The organism is Moraxella nasibovis, assembly GCF_029581575.1.
Taxonomy (GTDB): Bacteria; Pseudomonadota; Gammaproteobacteria; order Pseudomonadales; family Moraxellaceae; genus Moraxella; species Moraxella nasibovis.
In genome coordinates, this window is sequence record NZ_CP089975.1 from 2,209,545 (window position 1) to 2,227,058 (window position 17,514).

Genomic DNA, 17,514 nt, shown 5'->3' on the forward strand with positions numbered 1-17,514 from the left:
GCTTTTTTTATTTGGCGGGTATTTTGCTTAGACGGCTTAGAATTTGACATTCACACCTAGGCTAAAATTTCGCCCCATCTGCGGGATATAAGACAGATGCGACTCGTGCGCATAGACTTTCTCGTCAAGCAGGTTGTTGGCGTTAAAGAACACAGAATAATCCAGATCATCTTTGTAGTTTTGGTAAGTCAGACCCAAATTGAGCAGATGATGCCCTTTGGTCGGCGCCTCAAATTTGGAGATCTTATCTTGATCAAAAGTGCGTACATACTCCAGACTACCCGACCATTTGTCATCAAAATCTGCCTTCACACGAGTCCCCAGACGCATCGGCGGCAGGCGTGGCGTGTGGCGGTCTTCTTGGGCGGAATAGACTTTGGTGTCAGGATTGCCCCACCCACCCAAAATAAGATCCGAAACAATCGGCGGCATGTCGTGCAGCTTGCCTTTGACATAGTCACCAAAGACAGACACATGATACACATCGTTTAGCTGATAGCCCACCTTCGCCTCCACCCCATAAAACCTAGCAGGGCTTTGGTCATAGCGGTTGATGCGGAGTTTTTTAAGATGATTGACTCTGGCTGTGCCTAGATATTCGTTGATCGTGGACAGATAAATATAATTATCAAAATCGTACAAATAGCCTGCCACCGCATAGTCCAATTTATCGCCATTAAACTTCAAGCCCAACTCATAATTATTGGATTTTTCTTTGGTGAGATGACGGTTGCCAATCTCAAAAGAATTGGTGGCAAGGTGCATGCCATGCGTGTACAGCTCTTGGCTGTTTGGCAGGCGCTCTTGGTGCGATGCGTTCAAAGACAGTGTATATTGTGGCAAGAATTTCCAATGCACGCCCAGCGCATAAGAGCGAGCCGTATTCTTATGCGGCTTTGTGGCAGCCAAAGCATCATCGATCGCAGCTTGTAGCTTTTCTGGGTTTAGCCTTAGGCGGCTGCGCTCTTTCATGATGTCTTGGATATGGTCGGTATCATAATCCATCGCCACCTTTTGTTTTTCAAGGCGAGTACCAAATTCAACCGACACACTGCCCACATCATACTGACCCATTGCAAATAAGGCTTTGTTTTTTAGGACATTTTGGGTCAAAAGCTGGCGCTTACGCCATTCGGTTTGTGTGGATAGGGCGCTGTTGTCTTGCTCGGTGTACTGCACACCCCACAGGGCTTTGAGTCGGTCGGTTGGCGTGTGCGTCAGCTCCACTCGTGCCACCTTGCCTTTATTCATAAAAGAAGTGGTGACGACATCACCTTCTTTTTCATCGTGCTGATAATCCACATAGCCCACATTAGCACGCACCTTATCTACAAATGGCGCAGGGTTGTCCCACTCAGTGCGCAAATCATAGCGGCGAGTGGTCAGATCCACAAATGGCGCACCGTGACCATCATGCTTTCGGTGCACGCCGTGCGAATGGTTGAAATTCTCAAGAGCGTGGTCGGCGCAGTCTGGGCGTGGGTTGATGTAATTGACATCATCTTCATTGATGAGCTGCGGGTAAGTCGCCAAATATGGTCGATCCCACAGGCTGTCAAAGATAGAAATCACCCCACAGCCTTCATAGATGGCATTGTGCGCAGGCAAGCCGTACTTATCTTTGCGCTCGCTCACCGCCACACCCACATAGCCTGCATCCCCAATCCAAGACACACCCAAACTGCCAGATTTTGAATCTGCCCAGCTTTCAGGCAGATGATCAAAATGATAATTTTGAATGGTGGATAAATCCTGCTCCAAGATCGCTTTTTGTCTTAGATAGCCCGCCTCATCGCTGATAAAATAAGTCTTATCTCGCCAAGAAAGCGGTGTGCCATCTTTAATGGCTTGCCATTCTTTTTCCAAAGCAGCCAGACGCTCTGGGGCTTTGACATAGCGGTCGATTTGGTTTTCATTGTCAAAAGTGGTGTAGGCGTAGTTTGGTGTGCGGTAGTTGCCAGCAGATTTGCCAAGACCTTCTAAATGCACGGCGACATTTTGCCCCATCGCAAAAGTAATCGCCCCCGTGCCAAGCTTTTCGTTATTTCCTGTATTAAACCGCAGACCAGCCTCACCGACGATGGGCTTGGCAGGCATTTTTGTGGGAATTTTATTATCAACAATATTTACCGCCCCTGCCGAATTACCCGACTTATAAAGCAAAGTACTCACCCCTCGTACCACCTCGGCTTGTTTGGCAAGTACAGTATCTACCATGACCGCATGATCTGGTGACAGGTGCGCCATGTCGATGACATCAGCATTGTTTTGCAAAATGGTGATGCGCTTACCCTCTTGCCCACGAATGATCGGTGCAGATGCTCCACCGCCAAACTGATTGGAATGAATGCCCAGCTCACCATCCAAAGCATCGCCAAGCGTGGTGGCTCGCTGTTTCAACTCGTTGGCACGCACGGTTACATCCGAGACATTCTCCCTGCGACCTAGCAAATTAGTCTGGGTCCCCGCACCACTCACCGTCACCACCAGCGTATCCATCGTCACGCTTGGCTCGTCAGACACCTCATCATCAGCATGTGCCGTATGCGCAAAAAAAGCCGTCATCACAGCCAAATACAGCGCATTTTTTGTCATTTTTGTCATAACATTAGCCCAATAAAAAGAATTTGGCAATATTATAACATCATTGTTAATAAATGCAATAACATAACTTTTTCAAGTATAAAAAAACCACCCAAAGAAACCTTTGAGCGGTTTGATAAATCTGAATCAAAAACTAGCGCAGTATTTGACCAGTCAAAATATCAATGATTTGGCTTGGCTGATCAAAGCCTAGACCCTGATCGTCCAAATAAGCGACTTGTTCACCAAAATACGCCATCGCCTCGCTCAAAGTGGTCGCTGACGGCTGACCGCTTGGGTTGCAACTGGTGGATACCAAAAACCCATAAGGATTGTCCGCAGTTGTCATCGCTTGGCAAAGATGGCGTAGGTTTGGCTGATGGGTAACGCGCACCGCCAGCGTATCAAAACCACCCGTCAAAACCTTCGGCAGTCGCACCGATTTTGCCACAGGCACAAGCCAAGTTTGGGCTTGTTTGGCATTTGCTAGGTCAAACGATGCATTCAGTGTGTGCATTTTTTGTTCAAGCTGTGCCTGAGTGTTATTGGATAAATCCGCAAGCAGCGGCATTAATTTCTCCACGCTGTCGGTCAGCACGATCAAGCCTTTATGCTCTGGGCGAGCTTTTAGGGCAAAAATTCGCTCAATCGCCGCCGCATTCATCGCATCACAGCCCAAGCCCCACACGCTTTCGCTCGGATACGCAAGCACACCGCCCGCCTTGACAAAATCCGCCACCCAAGCCATGTGTGTCGGCATAAACACCTTAGGCTCTGCCATAGCGACCCCCTACTTGACACACCAACCCCAAAATTTCAAGCTCCATCAGCTGCGCCAACAAACTGCCTGCATCCATCGCCGTGCGTGCCACCAATGCGTCCAAATCCAGCGACGCATCGCCAAGCACGCCCCACACCGCTTGCAAATGCTCTGGCACATCAGATGGCACGACAGGGCTTGGTGCAGGATTTGTGTTTGGCTCTATGGCAGACTTTGTCATTGGCGTTTTAACATCATCAGCTGCCGACTCGCCACGAGTAAAAGTCTTTGGCAAATGATCATAAGCAATTTCGCCATTTAAATCTTCCAAAATCTGATCAGGATGATAAATCAGCGTCGCCCCTTCACGAATCAGATGATGGCAGCCTTCGGCATTTTTATTATCAATCAAACTTGGCACACAAAAGACCTGCTTACCCTGCTCAGCGGCTAGGCGTGCCGTGATGAGCGAGCCACTTTGCAAAGCAGCTTCTGTCACCACAGTCGCCAAAGACAGCCCTGCCACCAAGCGGTTTCGCCTTGGAAAAGTGTGCTTACTGGCAGGCGTGCTGGGCAAAAGTTCGGTAATCAGCACACCACCTTGTTGAATGATTTGGGCGAATAGGGCATTGTGATTTTTTGGATAACACACATCAATGCCTGTCCCCATCACACCAATGGTGCGTCCAAAATCCGCCGTCTGACTCATCGCCCCCAAATGTGCCGCACGATCCACGCCCTGAGCCAGACCGCTGGTAATGCTAAATCCTGATTGCACCAGATATTGAGCCATGTCAAAAGTGATTTTTTGGGCATGCTCGCTGGGATTTCGGCTACCAACCATGGCAATCTGTCGATCCGCCAACCGCTCGACATTGCCACGATAAAACAACACAGGCGGCGGGTCGTAGATGTTTTTGAGCTGGTTTGGATACTTTTCATCATCCAAAAACAACAGCCCATACGCCCCACGAGCCACTTCATCAAACACCCTTGCCACAAACGCAAGCACATCTTGGGCATCATCAAAGCGTTTGACATGGGCGGCATGCACCGACAGCGAACGCCAGTCCCGCCCCCGTGCCAGTGCCGACTTCGCATCGCCAAAGGCATCGATGAGCTTATAATAAGACGACAGCGATGTATTGACAATGTACCACAATGCCAATACCGCAGCCTGCTGATTAAGTGCTTGATATTGCATGAAAAATTCTTAGTTAGGGTTGTTAAATTTTAAAAATCATAAAAATGGGTGATGCACCCATGAATGGTAAGGTTATCACAAAATTAGGTAATCGTGTAGGGTGGGCACAGCCTGCCATTTCAAATGCAAGTCTTTGAATTTGTTGGGTTTTCGTTGCACTCAACCCAACCTTGTATCTCACCACCAAGACTAGCTATCTTGGTGATGGCATGGTAGATTATACCATCACCCTAAGTTACTTGGTAGTTTCTACCCAACCTGAGTACTTTGATGCTGTCTCGTAGATTAAACCCAAGTAGCTTTCTTATCATCGTACAATCTGAATGGTATCCAAGCGCTTGATTGATTTTCAATCATGACGCTGAATGAACAAGGCTAGATGACAATGACTTATTATGTTGGTATTGATGTTAGCAAGCACAAGCTGGATGTGGCTTGGCTTAAAGAGTTAAGTACAATGAAAGTCAAAACCAAAGTCTTTAATAATCACTTTGATGACTTTGAACACATCATTCATTGGCTTAAAACCAATCTTGGTGCAAGTGTCAGCTTTAACGACATTCATCTTATTATGGAAGCCACAGGGGTATATCACGAACCTTTGGCGTATTATTTACACGATTTAGGCTTTAAAGTCTCTATCATCAATCCTGCCTTTGTCAAACACTATGCGGACAGTTTAGGCGTAAGACAAAAGACAGATAAAAAAGACAGTATTGTCCTTGCCAGATATGGCAGAGCCACCCACCCTGATGCTTGGATTGCCCCAAGTATTGAAGCTCGTCATTTAAAGTCTTTGCTTTCTCGTCTTGATGCTCTAAATGAAGACTTACAGCGAGAAGAAAACCGCAAAGAAAAAGCAGAAGTGGCAGACACAACCCCCATTGTTAAACAATCCATTGACGAGATGATTGTGGCATTAAAATTGGCAATCAGCAAATTAAACGATGACATTGACACTCATATCAACAACCACCCCAAACTTAAAGAAGAGCAAACACTCTTACAAAGCATCAAAGGAGTGGGACAGGTGGTGTCAAGACAAATGCTTAGTTTGTTTAATACCAAACAATTTAACAATGCCAAACAAGTCTCTGCTTTTTTAGGGTTGATTCCCAAACAACAAGAATCAGGATTGTTTAAAGGCAGATCAAGACTTGCCAAAACAGGCAATGCTCAATTAAGAGCTAAGCTGTATATGGCAGCAGTCGTTGCCACCAAGTACAATCCAGACATTAAAGACCAATACGAACGCTTACAACAAAATGGCAAATGCAAAATGCAAGCTTTATGTGCTTGTATGCGTAAATTGGTGCAAATCTGCTTTGGTGTGATCAAACACCAAACTCCCTACACCCCACAAGTTAGGATAGATAATATGGCTTGACAAGGGGTGGGGAGAGATGGTATCTACAATATCTCAAAAAATTCAATGGCTTATGCCTAAACAGTGGGTAAAACCCACCCCAAACGACTATATTGCCTTCTCGGTTCGGTTGGTATATTTTATCAAATCCCAAACCACACTCATTGAAAAACAGCCAACACAAATGGCTGGCTGTTTTTACAAAATCGCTTATTTGGCGGTGACAAATTTTTGGATTTCTGCCGCCACCAGTGCCGCGTCATTATCCAGCACCGTCACAAACTGCGGCTTGTCTTCTAGCCCCACTGTGTGAGCAGGTCTTGGCAAATCCACCTTGCCCAAAGACTCGGTCATCGTCTCTTCAAATTTGATGGGCAATGCCGTTTCGGCGACGACGATTTTCTCGCCTGCCTTTTTCACATCCAGTGCCACTTTCACGCCATCTGCGGTGTGCGGGTCAATCAAGCGACCTGTCTCAGCATGGACTTTTTTGATGGTATTTAGGCGGTCAGCGTGCGTGGATTTGCCCGCCACAAAGCCAAATCTGCCCTGAATGTCGCCCAATTTGTCCTTAACATCAAAGCCCTTACCCGCCTTGACATCACCAAATAAAGCACGCACCTTATCGGTGTCTTTGTCCAGCAATAAATACACAAAACGCTCAAAATTAGACGCTTTGGAGATGTCCATTGATGGGCTTGAAGTCACATAAGTCTCGCTGGCTTTGCGTGGGGCGTATTTGCCTGTGTTGAAAAATTCGTTCAACACATCGTTTTCGTTGGTCGCCACGATTAAGCGATCAATCGGCAAGCCCATCTGTTTGGCGATGTGTGCCGCACAGACATTGCCAAAGTTGCCAGACGGCACGCAGAAACTTACCGTCTCATCATTGCTGTCGGTCGCCCCAAAATAGCCTTTAAAATAATAAACCACTTGGGCAAGAATACGACCCCAGTTGATAGAATTGACCGTACCTAGGCTGTACTTCGCCTTAAAATCTGCATCTTCTTGCAGTGCCTTCACGATGTCTTGGCAATCATCAAACATCCCATCAATGGCGATGTTGTGGATATTTTTGTCATCTAGGCTGTACATTTGGGCGCGCTGGAACGCACTCATTTTGCCATGTGGCGACATCATGAACACTTCAATATTGTCTTTGCCACGCAAGGCGTACTCTGCCGCAGAACCTGTGTCGCCTGAAGTTGCACCGATGATGGTCAGACGCTCGTTTTTTTGTTTTAGCACATATTCAAAGGCATTACCCAAAAACTGCATCGCCATGTCTTTAAAGGCAAGCGTTGGACCATTGGACAATTCAAGCAAAGCAACATCGTCATACAGGCGAGTCACTGGCGTGATGTCATCGCTATTAAAGGTCGCCTTGGTGTAAGTCTTGTCAATCAACGCCTTTAAATCCACCTGCTCAATGTCAGTGGCAAACAGACTCATGATGGCAAAGGCAAGCTCGGCATAAGACAGATGGCGCCACTCATCCAAAGTCGCACGGTCAATCTGCGGATAGTTCTCAGGCAACATCAAGCCGCCATCAGGCGCAAGCCCCATAAGCAGAACATCGCTAAATGACATGGGGGCGGTCTGCCCACGAGTGCTGATGTATTTCATACTTTTATCCCATATTTTACAAAATCAATAACTCAAATTTTAGCATAATTTTTAAGCAAAAACTAAAATTTTATCAAACGCCACTTCTTACAGTTTTTGTAATAAGCCATAATAAAAACCATCGCCATCATCTGCGTGCAATGGTAGGCACTGATAGCCGACCGCTTGCTTGATTTGGTTGGGTAGATTTAGGGTGAAATCCACCACTTTGGCGTTGGTATTTTTTGCCAAAAAATCAAGCAACTGGCTCTCATTTTCCGCCTTTAATAGCGAGCAGGTAACATATAATAAATAACCGCCCACCGCCAGCTGTTGCCACAAATTCACCAAAATTTCGCTTTGCAGTCTGACCGTCTGCTCAACATCAGACTCATCACGCAGTAGTGCAATGTCAGGGTGGCGACGCACCACACCTGTCGCCGTACAAGGGGCATCAAGCACAATCACATCAAAGGGTGTATCCGCCTGATATGCTCGTCCATCGGTGCAGATGATGTCAGCTTGGTCTGTGAGCTGTAAGCGAGCCAAATTCTCATGCACTCGCTGTAATCGGCGTTCGTCATTATCCAGTGCGACGGTATGTTTCATGTGGAACACCCCAGCTTTTGACAATTCAAGCATCTGTGCCAGCTTACCACCAGGGGCAGTGCAAGCATCAAGCAATGAAAAAGACGGCAAATTCAGACCTGCCAAAATATGCCCACAAAGCTGAGCATGGCGGTCTTGGACGCTGACCCAGCCATCGGCAAAATGTGGCAGGTTTTGGATTTTGACGCTGCCTTTAAGCCTAATGGCGGACGCATCTGCCATGCCAAGTGGCACGATTTGATGAGCGATGTTCGCCTGAGTGAGTAATTTTGCGTACTCATGCACGCTGGTAAATTTGGCATTCACTCTTAAAAACACAGGGGCGGATTGACGCAGATTTTGCCCCAAAAGCTCATAATATTCTTGGTGTTCTACACCCCAGTCCTGCTTGATTTGCTTGGCAAGCCAGTTGGGTAAGCTGTGATTTTTATCAACCTTTTTGCGGTATTTTTCACGGCTACTTGCCACTTTTCGCAAGATGGCATTGACCAGTCCTACGCCATAATTTTTATCAACCGCTTTTAGGGCGTTTAAGGTTTCGTTGATGGTGGCATACTCTGGCGTGGTCATATAAAGTAGCTCATACAGCCCCATATTCAACGCACAAATCATGCCCACATCGGTAGGCGGTGTCTTGATCAAACTCTCGCCAATACGATTGATGGCGTGCCACTGGCGGAGCGTGCCAAGCAACAGCTCATGAGCAAAGCCCCGCTCGTTGTCGCTCACATTGCCCAAAAAACCATCTAACAACAGCGACAAAGACTGTCCCTGATGGATTTTTTCAAGCGTTAAAATGACATTGGCGCGGACAGAGAGCTTTTGTTCAGACTTCACGATTTGCCCCATCTGCCACGCCAAGCATTTGCCCATCTTGCAATTTATCACCCACCGCGATTTGCTCAGCACTTAAGGGCTTGCCACCTGCCCACTGCATTTTGGTGATGTTAATCAAATGCTGTTTACCGTCATCATCGCCACAAGCAACCAAAATCGCTTTTTTGCCCACGCTGACGACCCTGCCAGCATTTTGCGTGCTAAGCTGATCGGCTTTGATTGGCAAGCATTCAAGGACTTTCACACGCTCGCCATCAATAAAGGTATAAGCGTTTAACGCACGGATTTGGCGAGCGATGGCGAAGGCGGATTTTGTCCAGTCAATTTGCCCTTCTTCGGTGGTGATTTTTTGAGCGTAATTTGCTTGAGTTTCGTCCTGTTTTTGGGCACCCGCTTGATATTTGGGCAAATCTTTTAACACTTCTGCAATCGCCTGTCCGCCAAGCTCGGCAAGTTTGTCATGCAAAGTTTGCGTAGTGTCTAGTTCATTGATTTTATAAGAAATTTTATAAAGCATATCGCCCGTATCTAGCCCCTGAGCCATCTGCATGATGGTAATGCCCGTCTCGTCATCGCCTGCCAAAATCGCACGATGAATCGGTGCCGCACCACGCCAGCGTGGCAGCAGCGAGCCATGAATGTTCAAACAGCCAAAGGTTGGTGTATTTAGCACGCCCAGTGGCAAAATCAGCCCATACGCCGCCACAATCATCACATCGGGACGATAATCAGCGAGCGTTTGCCGTGCATTTTGACCGTTTTCATGCTTTAAGCTAAAACTGACAGGTTGCTCCACAGGGATATGATGAGCAATTGCCAGCTCTTTGACAGGGCTGCAAGTCAGCTTTTGCCCACGCCCTGCCTTCCGATCAGGCTGTGTATAGACCGCCACGATGTCAATGTTTAAAGACGACTGCTCATCAATGAGCTTTTGTAAGGCGACTCTGGCAAACTCTGGCGTGCCTGCGAATACCACACGCATTTTTTGATTGGTTGTCATTATTTTCCCATTATTCTTTCAAAATCATTCAAACTTTTTATTTAAAAAACCCACTTTTAATAAGTAGCTCTTCTGTTACCTTACTGGTGGGTGTATTGTCCGACTTTGCACCGATTAGGCGTTCTAAATATCGTGCCACCAAATCTACTTCAACATTCACACTTCGCCCCACCGACCAATGCCGAGCGATGTTCGTCATCTCGGCGGTGTGCGGAATGATGTTCAGACAGACGACATTTTCGGACGGCTTGATGCGGTTGGTGGTTAGGCTGATGCCATCTACCGTGATGGAGCCTTTATCCGCCGTGTATTTCATCAGCTCAGGCGGAATCAGCACTTCAATATATACCGAGCGTGCGTCTTTGGCAATCTTGGCAATCCTGCCCACGCCATCCACATGACCTGCCACAATATGACCGCCAAAACGCGTGGTTGGCAACATCGCCTTTTCAAGGTTTAAAGTATCGCCCACCTTCCAAGCGCTCAATGCCGTGATGGACAATGTTTCCCGTGAAACATCCACCGCATAGCTGTCGCCATCTACCGCCACCACCGTCAAACAAATGCCATTTGACGCAATGGAATCGCCAAGTTTCACATCGCCAAAATCAAGATTTGGGGCGTGAATGGTCAATCTCACATCACCACCTGTTGGCGTGATGGCCGTCAGTGTGCCAGTCGCCTCTATGATTCCTGTAAACATATCTATCTCTTTTTATTGGGCTGTGGATAAGTTTGTGGAGTTATATATTTTATCTTTGCATGATGCGGCAAACAAGAACTTATCCACAGGTAAAAATTAGTAAAATTTATCAAAATTTTTGCTCGATTTTATTATTAAAAATCAAACACTTAAAAAATAAAAATCCAAAACATACCCGTAAACACAACCAACTTATCCACAGTCAATTATTCTGGCTGAACACACCCTAGGTTGCACCATTTTTAGCTGTGGATAACTTTATAGCTCATCAAGTTTTGGTAAATACCAATTTTAAATCAGTGCCGATGCGCTCATGACTCATCAGGGCAAATCGCTTTTGTTCAAAGAGCTTTTCTATCGTTAAGTCAAAGGCAGGGCGAGCTGTCGCCCCCAAGATGCACGGTGCTTGATAAATGATCAGCTCATCCACCAAATCCGCCTCAATAAAAGCCCCCGCCAGTCGTCCGCCAGACTCCACCAGTACATCATAGCACTGTTGCTGTTTAAGTTGGCTTAGCAAGCTAGGCAAATCCTCTCGCCAAAGCAGTACATCTGAGCGTTTAAATAGCTGATAATCACTGTCATAAGTTAAGCGAGCACTTCTATCCGCCACCACGACAGTCGGCTGAACGATACCAGCAACAGGCACACCCAAGCGATCCGAACGCACGGATAGGGCGGGATCGTCAGCCATCACCGTGCCAGAACCTGTGATGATGGCAGCACTGATTGCACGCAGTGTTTGCACATCTTCTCTGGCCTCATCGCCTGTGATCCACTTAGATTCGCCACTTTTCATGGCGGTGCGACCATCCAGACTCATCGCCATCTTAAGCCGAACATAAGGCTTGCCTGTCTGCATGGCGGTCAAAAACCCTACATTCAGTGCGTACGCCGCCTCTTGGCAAACACCGACACTTACCTGAATACCTGCATCGGTCAGCTTACGAATGCCAGAGCCTGCCACCAAAGGATTGGCATCAAGACAAGCCACCACCACTCGTGCCACGCCTGATTTAATCAACGCATCGGCACAGGGTGGCGTTCTGCCTGTATGACTGCACGGCTCAAGCGTCACATAAGCGGTCGCCCCAGCCACATCAAAACCCTGATTTTTTGCGTCATTTAATGCATAAATTTCAGCGTGTGGCAGTCCTGCCTTTGGGTGAAATCCACGACCAATTATTAAGTTATCTTTAACAATGACACAGCCGACATTCGGATTTGGCTTGGTGGTAAAACGCCCTTTTTTCGCCTCAGCGATTGCCAAATTCATATAATACACATCGGCTGATGTGTGATTTTGACCGCTCATTTGCTCGCTCAATAACAGCTCATTCATGTCATTTCTCAGCCGTCAAATCCGCATGGATATTGGCAAGCTCTGCCTGAAATGCCGCAATGTCCTGAAAATCTCGATAAATACTGGCAAAACGCACATAAGCAACATCGTCCAATGATTTAAGCTCAAGCATGACCACCTCACCCAAGATCTTGCTAGACACCTCACGCTCGCCCATGTTGCGAAGTTTATGCTCAATGCGACCGATGGTGGCATCGATTTCATCGGTGGTGACGGGGCGCTTTTGCAGCGGCAGCGAAATGGAGCGTCTAAGTTTGTTTTGATCATAAGGCTCAATACGACCGTTTGACTTGATGATGCGTGGCATCACCACTTCCACCACCTCAAAAGTCGTAAAACGCTCGCCACACTCCGTGCATTGACGGCGGCGGCGCACCTGCGCACCTGCTGCTGCCAGTCGAGAATCCATCACTTTGGTATCTATCGCATTACAATAAGGACAGTACATTTTAACCCTTTACTTTCCAATACAAAAACTTGAAAAAATCTTACCCAAAAGCTCATCCGCCGACATTTGCCCTGTAATCTCACCCAGTGCCTGCTGAGACAATCTTAGGCTTTCTGCCACCAATTCGCCTGCAAAAAACACGGTCAGCTGTTCCTTAGCGTCCAGCGTGTGAGCCTTGGCACGCTTGAGTGCGTCAATGTGTCTGGTACGAGCAATCAAGCTGTTTTCTGGCGGATGAAAGCCTACTTTATCTTTAAGTTTTGCGATCAGCTCATCAATACCAAAGCCTGTTTCACATGAAACATAAACTGGCGCAATATCCACCCCAGCCACATCAAAAGTTTCACATGAAACATTCAAATCCTGCAACAAATCAGATTTATTGGCGACCATCAGTAGTTTTTTTGACACATCGTCAAAGTTTTCGGTGGCAAATAGCTCTTTTGCCAACGCCACTGGGTCTTTTTCAGCCGCCGCATCATAAACCATCAATAGTACATCCGCCCGACTGATCGCATCGATGGCACGATGAATGCCAATTTGTTCAACCTTATCATCAGTCTGCCTTAGACCTGCCGTATCCGTCAAATGCACCGTCAAACCGTCCAGATTCACACGCTCTTCTAGCGTATCACGAGTCGTCCCTGCCACATCGGTTACGATGGCACGCTCCACGCCCGCCAGACGATTGAGCAGGCTGGATTTGCCTGCATTAGGCTTACCTGCCAGCACCACCTGCACACCATCACGCAAGAGCTGTCCTTGCTCAGCGGTCGCCAAAATACCGTCCAATTTCGCCAAAATGTCGTTGATTTTATTTTCGATCACACCATCGGACAAAAAATCCACATCTTCTTCATCAGGAAAATCAATGCTCGCCTCCACATACAGACGCAGCGTGGTCAATTTTTCAAGCAACTCATTGATTTTATTAGAAAATTCCCCAGACAACGAGCGAATCGCACTGGTCGCTTGGGCAATGGAAGTGGCACTGATGGCATCAGAAATCGCCTCAGCCTGCACCAAATCAATCTTGTCATTTTCAAAGGCGCGCATGGAAAATTCGCCTGCGGTCGCCTGTCTTGCCCCCAGCTCAAAACAGCGAGCAAGCAGCAGATTTTGTAGCACGACACCGCCATGCCCCTGAATCTCCACCACATCCTCGCCAGTGAATGAATGCGGTGCTTTAAAATAAATCACCACCCCTTCATCGATGGTCGCCCCTTGTGCGTCTTTGAATTTGGCAAAATGGGCGTGGCGTGGCGTAAGCGTGGCTTTATCGGACATGGCACAGCCGATGGCGTATGCGGTACGCCCTGACAGACGAATCACACCCACGCCGCCCTGACCGATGGGCGTGGCGATGGCAGCGATGGTTGGCTGCATGGGTGTGGTGGCGTTGGTGTTGGACATGATATGGCTCAATTTGACACTCTAACTTTTAATCAACCTTATATTGTAGCATTTTTAGTGAAAATTTTGGGAAAATCAGCACAAAAAAAATCCCGCCATCATGACGGGATTTTCCAAGTTAGGCAATCAAGATCACACTCTTGCTTGCATTTGCTTTTCAACACGCTTATTTACCCAGTGCTGATGCACCATACTAAACAGGTTATTCACCGTCCAGTAAAGCACCAGACCTGCTGGGAAAAACAGCATAAACGCAGCAAAAATCAGCGGCATGATTTTCATCACCTTTGCTTGCATTGGGTCGGTAGGCTGTGGGTTTAATAGCTGCTGAATGAACATGGTCGCACCCATGATGATGGGTAGAATGAACCAAGGATCCATCGCAGACAAGTCCTTAATCCACAAAATCCACGGCGCATGACGCAGCTCCACAGACTCAACCAAACACCAGTACAACCCTAGGAAAATCGGCATTTGAATCAGAATCGGCAGACAGCCCGCCATCGGATTGACCTTCTCATCACGATACAGCTGCATCATCTCTTGGCTCATCGCCATGCGGTCGTCGCCATGCTTTTCTTTAAGGGCTTGTAGCTTTGGGGCGATGGCACGCATTTTTGCCATCGAGACATAGCTCTTATTAGACAGCCAGAATAAGGCGATTTTTACCAAAATGGTCAAACCAATGATTGCCCAACCCCAGTTGCCAAGCACCTTATGAAGCGCTTCTAGCACGGCAAACAAGGTCTTAGAGATCGGCCACAGCAGACCATAATCGACCGTCTTTTCAAGACCTGCCGCCACAGGCGCAAGCTCTTTTTGCACCTTAGGACCTGCGTACAGCGTGGCATCCATCGTGATCTGCTTGCCAGCACCGACATTGATCAAGGGGCTGTTAAAGCCGATGAAATGATCGCCACCGTTGTCACGGCTATAAAACTGCGCATCAAAATCACCTGGCGTCCATGCAGACACAAAATAATGCTGAATGATGCCCACCCAGCCATCACGGCTGACGACATTAAGCTTGCCATCATTAAAGTCGGCAAATTTCAGCTTATTGTACGGGTCTTCAGGTGTGCCCCAAGCGCCGCCAAGATAAGTCGCCATACCCATCATGCCCTTGTCTTCAACCCCAGGGTCTGAGCTGTTGTCACGCTTTAACTGCGCATACATTTGACCCTGCCAAGCAGCCTGTGACGCATTGTTGATGTTATAGCTTAGATTGATGGGGTATTCACCTGCCTTAAAGGTGTAAGTCTTGGTGATGGTGACGCCATCTTGTTGGTGCGTCAGCGGCACTTCAAGCACTCCAGCACTACCCATCTCATAGTGAGTCTGCGGCGAGGTGTAAGTGGCACGCCCCGCCGAGGTGTCGATACCATTTTGCCCAATCAAACCTGACTGCGCCACATAAGTGCGAGCCTGAGATTCAAGCAGTACAAAGCGCTCTGGGCTATTGAGTGTGGCATCATACTGCTTTAAGGCGGCATGCACGATGTCGCCACCAACAGGGTCGATGCGGATGTCATAGCGGTCGGTGGAGACGCTGATGAGCGCAGATGAGGTCGCTGCTGGCGCATCGGTTGAGATGGTGTTGGCGGTGGCTGGCACATCACCCAAGGTGGCATTTGGCACATCTGCACCTGTCGTCTGAGTCGCCACTGGTGCAACTTTGGGGGCGTTAGCCATATCATCACGCCAAGCCAGCACGAGCAGATAAGTCGTGATTAAAATGGCAATGATGATTAAAATCCGAAGAATTTTTTGCATGGAATGATTCCTAACAATGCGTTTGGGCACACATCAAGCGTGCTGTGATCAAAATTCGTCAATAAATTTTCTAAAACAAACCCTTTATTTTACTAAACTTTTGTGCAAAATCCTAGAAAATATTTGCAAACTTAGCAAGAAACGCCATCACAAAGCCCTACTTTCATCAGCCAATTTAGCCGAGAAGCATAGTCGTGAGCGCCAACATACACACCAAAACCCAACATCAAGGCAGCATCCGCACTGTGATAGCGGTAGGCATACATCGGCACTGGCACAAAATCCACGCCATGCCCACCCCAAGGATGGCAGCTAAGCACCCGCCTGATCGTCAGCATCAGCCCCATCTTGGTGCCGTGCCAGATGAACGCCTGCCGACCATACTCTGAGCAGGTTGGGTAATAGCGGCAGCGGGCAGGCAGCAAAGGACTGATGGCTTTTTGATAAAAACGGATTACGCCCAAAAAGATGCGCTTTAACATGAACGGCCGTATTTAATCTTAACTGTTTCAAAAAGCTGGGTGATCTCAGTAAAAATATCGCAGTCTTTTGTGTAGCTTTTCTTAACAATAAGCACAAGATCAACACACGCCAGCTCATTTTGGTTGAGTCGAAACGCTTCTTTGGTGACACGCTTTAAATGATTACGCATGACGGCGTGCTTAAGCTTTTTTTTGGTGATGGCAAGTCCAAGCCTTGGGGTGTTTTTGTCATTATTTTTGACAAAGATCAAACAGTGCTCGGAGTGAATTTTTTTGATGGGTGCATCAAACACCGCCTTAAACTCGGCAGGTTTTAGCAGCCTTTTGGACTTATCAAAGCAAAATAAAGAGGGGATCATGGCAGCCCTTTTGGGTTTAAAAACGCTCAGTATATCAAGCAAGCCTGAAAATTACCACCCCAGCTCACCAAGGGAGTCGCACAAAAGCTTGCGTGAGCGGAAAAGGGGTAGGTATGGAAAGCAAACGACAGATACAAAAAAAAGCACCAATAATGGTGCTTTTTTATTCATCGCTGTTTTGTGATTACACAGTCAAACGATGGCGACCTTTAGCACGGCGGCGTGCTAGAACTTGACGACCTTTTTTAGTGGCCATACGAGCACGGAAACCGTGGGTACGCTTGCGCTTCAATACGCTTGGTTGAAAAGTACGTTTCATAATACACCTTAAGGTTGATAGGCATCACTAAGCTCTGCAGAAGCCTGATAAGTGAAGACTTTTTTGTGCCGCAGCTTAACAACTGTGGCGGTTTCATTCAATGTTTTTCACCAAATATCATGAAAAACCGCACAATTTTATCAAAGCCCGTCTATTATGTCAAGACAAAGATGGCGTTATTTGTTCAATGCTCAATTAAGATGGTAAAACCTGTCCCAAAAAGAGGTGGGGTTGCCCATTTATTTTGTTTGTCAGGGCTGTTAAAATAAGCGCCAGCATTGCCAGAAACAAAAAAAATTAAAAGTTATCCACAGTTTTGTCGTTTTTCATTTATTGATTTATGAATATAAAGATAGTAATAATAAACAAGCATAATATCTGTGGAAAACTAAAAAAATATTATAAAAATCATAAATTTATATTGTGGAAAAATATGTTTATTTAATGTTTAAAAACTGTGCATTACTCCCAAAAACAACTTATCCACAGTCTTTTCCATAAAGTTATCCACAGAAAATTTTTCTTTGAAATTTTAAAAAATTGTGCTAATATTTGCGCACATTTTGAGTAAGTATAGAGATTTTCTGCTTTTCTTGTATAAAGTCTTAATAGAATAATTATTTTTTCTAAATTTATTTTGATTTAACTGTCTGTTTAGATTTTTAAATCAATATATGAAGGATTGATGAG

General features: G+C 46.7%; 15 protein-coding genes. 1 reads left to right on the plus strand and 14 read right to left on the minus strand.

What is annotated here, in order from left to right:
• Positions 1-36 precede the first annotated feature (36 nt).
• The 3 genes from LU290_RS10570 to dprA all read right to left on the minus strand — a co-directional run bounded on the left by LU290_RS10570 (position 37) and on the right by dprA (position 4,547).
• A complete protein-coding gene (locus tag LU290_RS10570; protein ID WP_277808534.1) occupies positions 37-2,604 on the minus strand; it encodes a TonB-dependent receptor in 2,568 nt (855 codons plus the stop codon).
• A 133-nt stretch (positions 2,605-2,737) separates the two neighbouring features.
• Entirely contained in the window at positions 2,738-3,364 is a 627-nt protein-coding gene (locus LU290_RS10575; protein WP_277808535.1) for an L-threonylcarbamoyladenylate synthase, read from the minus strand.
• The gene (gene dprA, locus LU290_RS10580; RefSeq protein ID WP_277808536.1) at positions 3,351-4,547 is read right to left on the minus strand and encodes a DNA-processing protein DprA; all 1,197 of its coding nucleotides are present in this window, start codon (positions 4,545-4,547) and stop codon (positions 3,351-3,353) included. Before dprA ends, LU290_RS10575 begins: the two co-directional genes overlap by 14 nt.
• A gap of 385 nt (positions 4,548-4,932) precedes the next feature.
• Between dprA and LU290_RS10585 the strand changes: the two genes are divergently transcribed.
• Positions 4,933-5,934, plus strand: a complete 1,002-nt coding sequence (locus tag LU290_RS10585; RefSeq protein WP_277807698.1) for an IS110 family RNA-guided transposase — start codon at positions 4,933-4,935, stop codon at positions 5,932-5,934.
• Between the two features lie 189 nt (positions 5,935-6,123).
• On the opposite strand, the gene thrC is transcribed toward LU290_RS10585, so the two are convergent.
• The 11 genes from thrC to rpmH form a co-directional block, all read right to left on the minus strand.
• Positions 6,124-7,539 (minus strand): threonine synthase, encoded by a 1,416-nt coding sequence (gene thrC / locus LU290_RS10590; RefSeq protein ID WP_277808537.1) that lies wholly within the window; start codon positions 7,537-7,539, stop codon positions 6,124-6,126.
• Between the two features lie 87 nt (positions 7,540-7,626).
• A complete protein-coding gene (gene rsmB, locus LU290_RS10595; RefSeq protein WP_277808538.1) occupies positions 7,627-8,976 on the minus strand; it encodes a 16S rRNA (cytosine(967)-C(5))-methyltransferase RsmB in 1,350 nt (449 codons plus the stop codon).
• Complete coding sequence (fmt, locus tag LU290_RS10600; RefSeq protein ID WP_277808539.1) at positions 8,954-9,964, minus strand: methionyl-tRNA formyltransferase; 1,011 nt, start codon at positions 9,962-9,964, stop codon at positions 8,954-8,956. Before fmt ends, rsmB begins: the two co-directional genes overlap by 23 nt.
• A 37-nt stretch (positions 9,965-10,001) precedes the next feature.
• A complete protein-coding gene (locus LU290_RS10605; protein ID WP_277808540.1) occupies positions 10,002-10,667 on the minus strand; it encodes a riboflavin synthase in 666 nt (221 codons plus the stop codon).
• Between the two features lie 268 nt (positions 10,668-10,935).
• A complete protein-coding gene (gene ribD, locus LU290_RS10610; RefSeq protein ID WP_277808541.1) occupies positions 10,936-12,009 on the minus strand; it encodes a bifunctional diaminohydroxyphosphoribosylaminopyrimidine deaminase/5-amino-6-(5-phosphoribosylamino)uracil reductase RibD in 1,074 nt (357 codons plus the stop codon).
• Between the two features lies 1 nt (position 12,010).
• Positions 12,011-12,478 carry a transcriptional regulator NrdR gene (gene nrdR, locus LU290_RS10615; protein ID WP_277808542.1) on the minus strand — a complete coding sequence of 156 codons (468 nt, stop codon included), beginning with the start codon at positions 12,476-12,478 and terminating at the stop codon, positions 12,011-12,013.
• Positions 12,479-12,487: 9 nt separating this feature from the next.
• The gene (mnmE, locus tag LU290_RS10620; RefSeq protein ID WP_277808543.1) at positions 12,488-13,891 is read right to left on the minus strand and encodes a tRNA uridine-5-carboxymethylaminomethyl(34) synthesis GTPase MnmE; all 1,404 of its coding nucleotides are present in this window, start codon (positions 13,889-13,891) and stop codon (positions 12,488-12,490) included.
• Between the two features lie 132 nt (positions 13,892-14,023).
• Complete coding sequence (gene yidC, locus LU290_RS10625) at positions 14,024-15,664, minus strand: membrane protein insertase YidC (RefSeq protein ID WP_277808544.1); 1,641 nt, start codon at positions 15,662-15,664, stop codon at positions 14,024-14,026.
• Between the two features lie 131 nt (positions 15,665-15,795).
• Positions 15,796-16,146, minus strand: a complete 351-nt coding sequence (yidD, locus tag LU290_RS10630) for a membrane protein insertion efficiency factor YidD (protein WP_277808545.1) — start codon at positions 16,144-16,146, stop codon at positions 15,796-15,798.
• On the minus strand, positions 16,140-16,505 hold the full coding sequence (rnpA, locus tag LU290_RS10635) for a ribonuclease P protein component (RefSeq protein WP_277808546.1): 366 nt from the start codon (positions 16,503-16,505) through the stop codon (positions 16,140-16,142). The genes yidD and rnpA overlap by 7 nt, the downstream gene beginning before the upstream one ends.
• 184 nt (positions 16,506-16,689) lie before the next feature.
• Positions 16,690-16,824, minus strand: a complete 135-nt coding sequence (rpmH, locus tag LU290_RS10640; protein WP_003662232.1) for a 50S ribosomal protein L34 — start codon at positions 16,822-16,824, stop codon at positions 16,690-16,692.
• Positions 16,825-17,514: the final 690 nt, after the last annotated feature.

Coding starts and splice junctions, on each gene's coding strand:
- LU290_RS10570 (WP_277808534.1), bottom strand. CDS start 2,604: ATGACAAAAATGACAAAAAATGCGCTGTATTTGGCTGTGATGACGGCT.
- LU290_RS10575 (WP_277808535.1), bottom strand. CDS start 3,364: ATGGCAGAGCCTAAGGTGTTTATGCCGACACACATGGCTTGGGTGGCG.
- dprA (WP_277808536.1), bottom strand. CDS start 4,547: ATGCAATATCAAGCACTTAATCAGCAGGCTGCGGTATTGGCATTGTGG.
- LU290_RS10585 (WP_277807698.1), top strand. CDS start 4,933: ATGACTTATTATGTTGGTATTGATGTTAGCAAGCACAAGCTGGATGTG.
- thrC (WP_277808537.1), bottom strand. CDS start 7,539: ATGAAATACATCAGCACTCGTGGGCAGACCGCCCCCATGTCATTTAGC.
- rsmB (WP_277808538.1), bottom strand. CDS start 8,976: ATGGGGCAAATCGTGAAGTCTGAACAAAAGCTCTCTGTCCGCGCCAAT.
- fmt (WP_277808539.1), bottom strand. CDS start 9,964: ATGACAACCAATCAAAAAATGCGTGTGGTATTCGCAGGCACGCCAGAG.
- LU290_RS10605 (WP_277808540.1), bottom strand. CDS start 10,667: ATGTTTACAGGAATCATAGAGGCGACTGGCACACTGACGGCCATCACG.
- ribD (WP_277808541.1), bottom strand. CDS start 12,009: ATGAATGAGCTGTTATTGAGCGAGCAAATGAGCGGTCAAAATCACACA.
- nrdR (WP_277808542.1), bottom strand. CDS start 12,478: ATGTACTGTCCTTATTGTAATGCGATAGATACCAAAGTGATGGATTCT.
- mnmE (WP_277808543.1), bottom strand. CDS start 13,891: ATGTCCAACACCAACGCCACCACACCCATGCAGCCAACCATCGCTGCC.
- yidC (WP_277808544.1), bottom strand. CDS start 15,664: ATGCAAAAAATTCTTCGGATTTTAATCATCATTGCCATTTTAATCACG.
- yidD (WP_277808545.1), bottom strand. CDS start 16,146: ATGTTAAAGCGCATCTTTTTGGGCGTAATCCGTTTTTATCAAAAAGCC.
- rnpA (WP_277808546.1), bottom strand. CDS start 16,505: ATGATCCCCTCTTTATTTTGCTTTGATAAGTCCAAAAGGCTGCTAAAA.
- rpmH (WP_003662232.1), bottom strand. CDS start 16,824: ATGAAACGTACTTTTCAACCAAGCGTATTGAAGCGCAAGCGTACCCAC.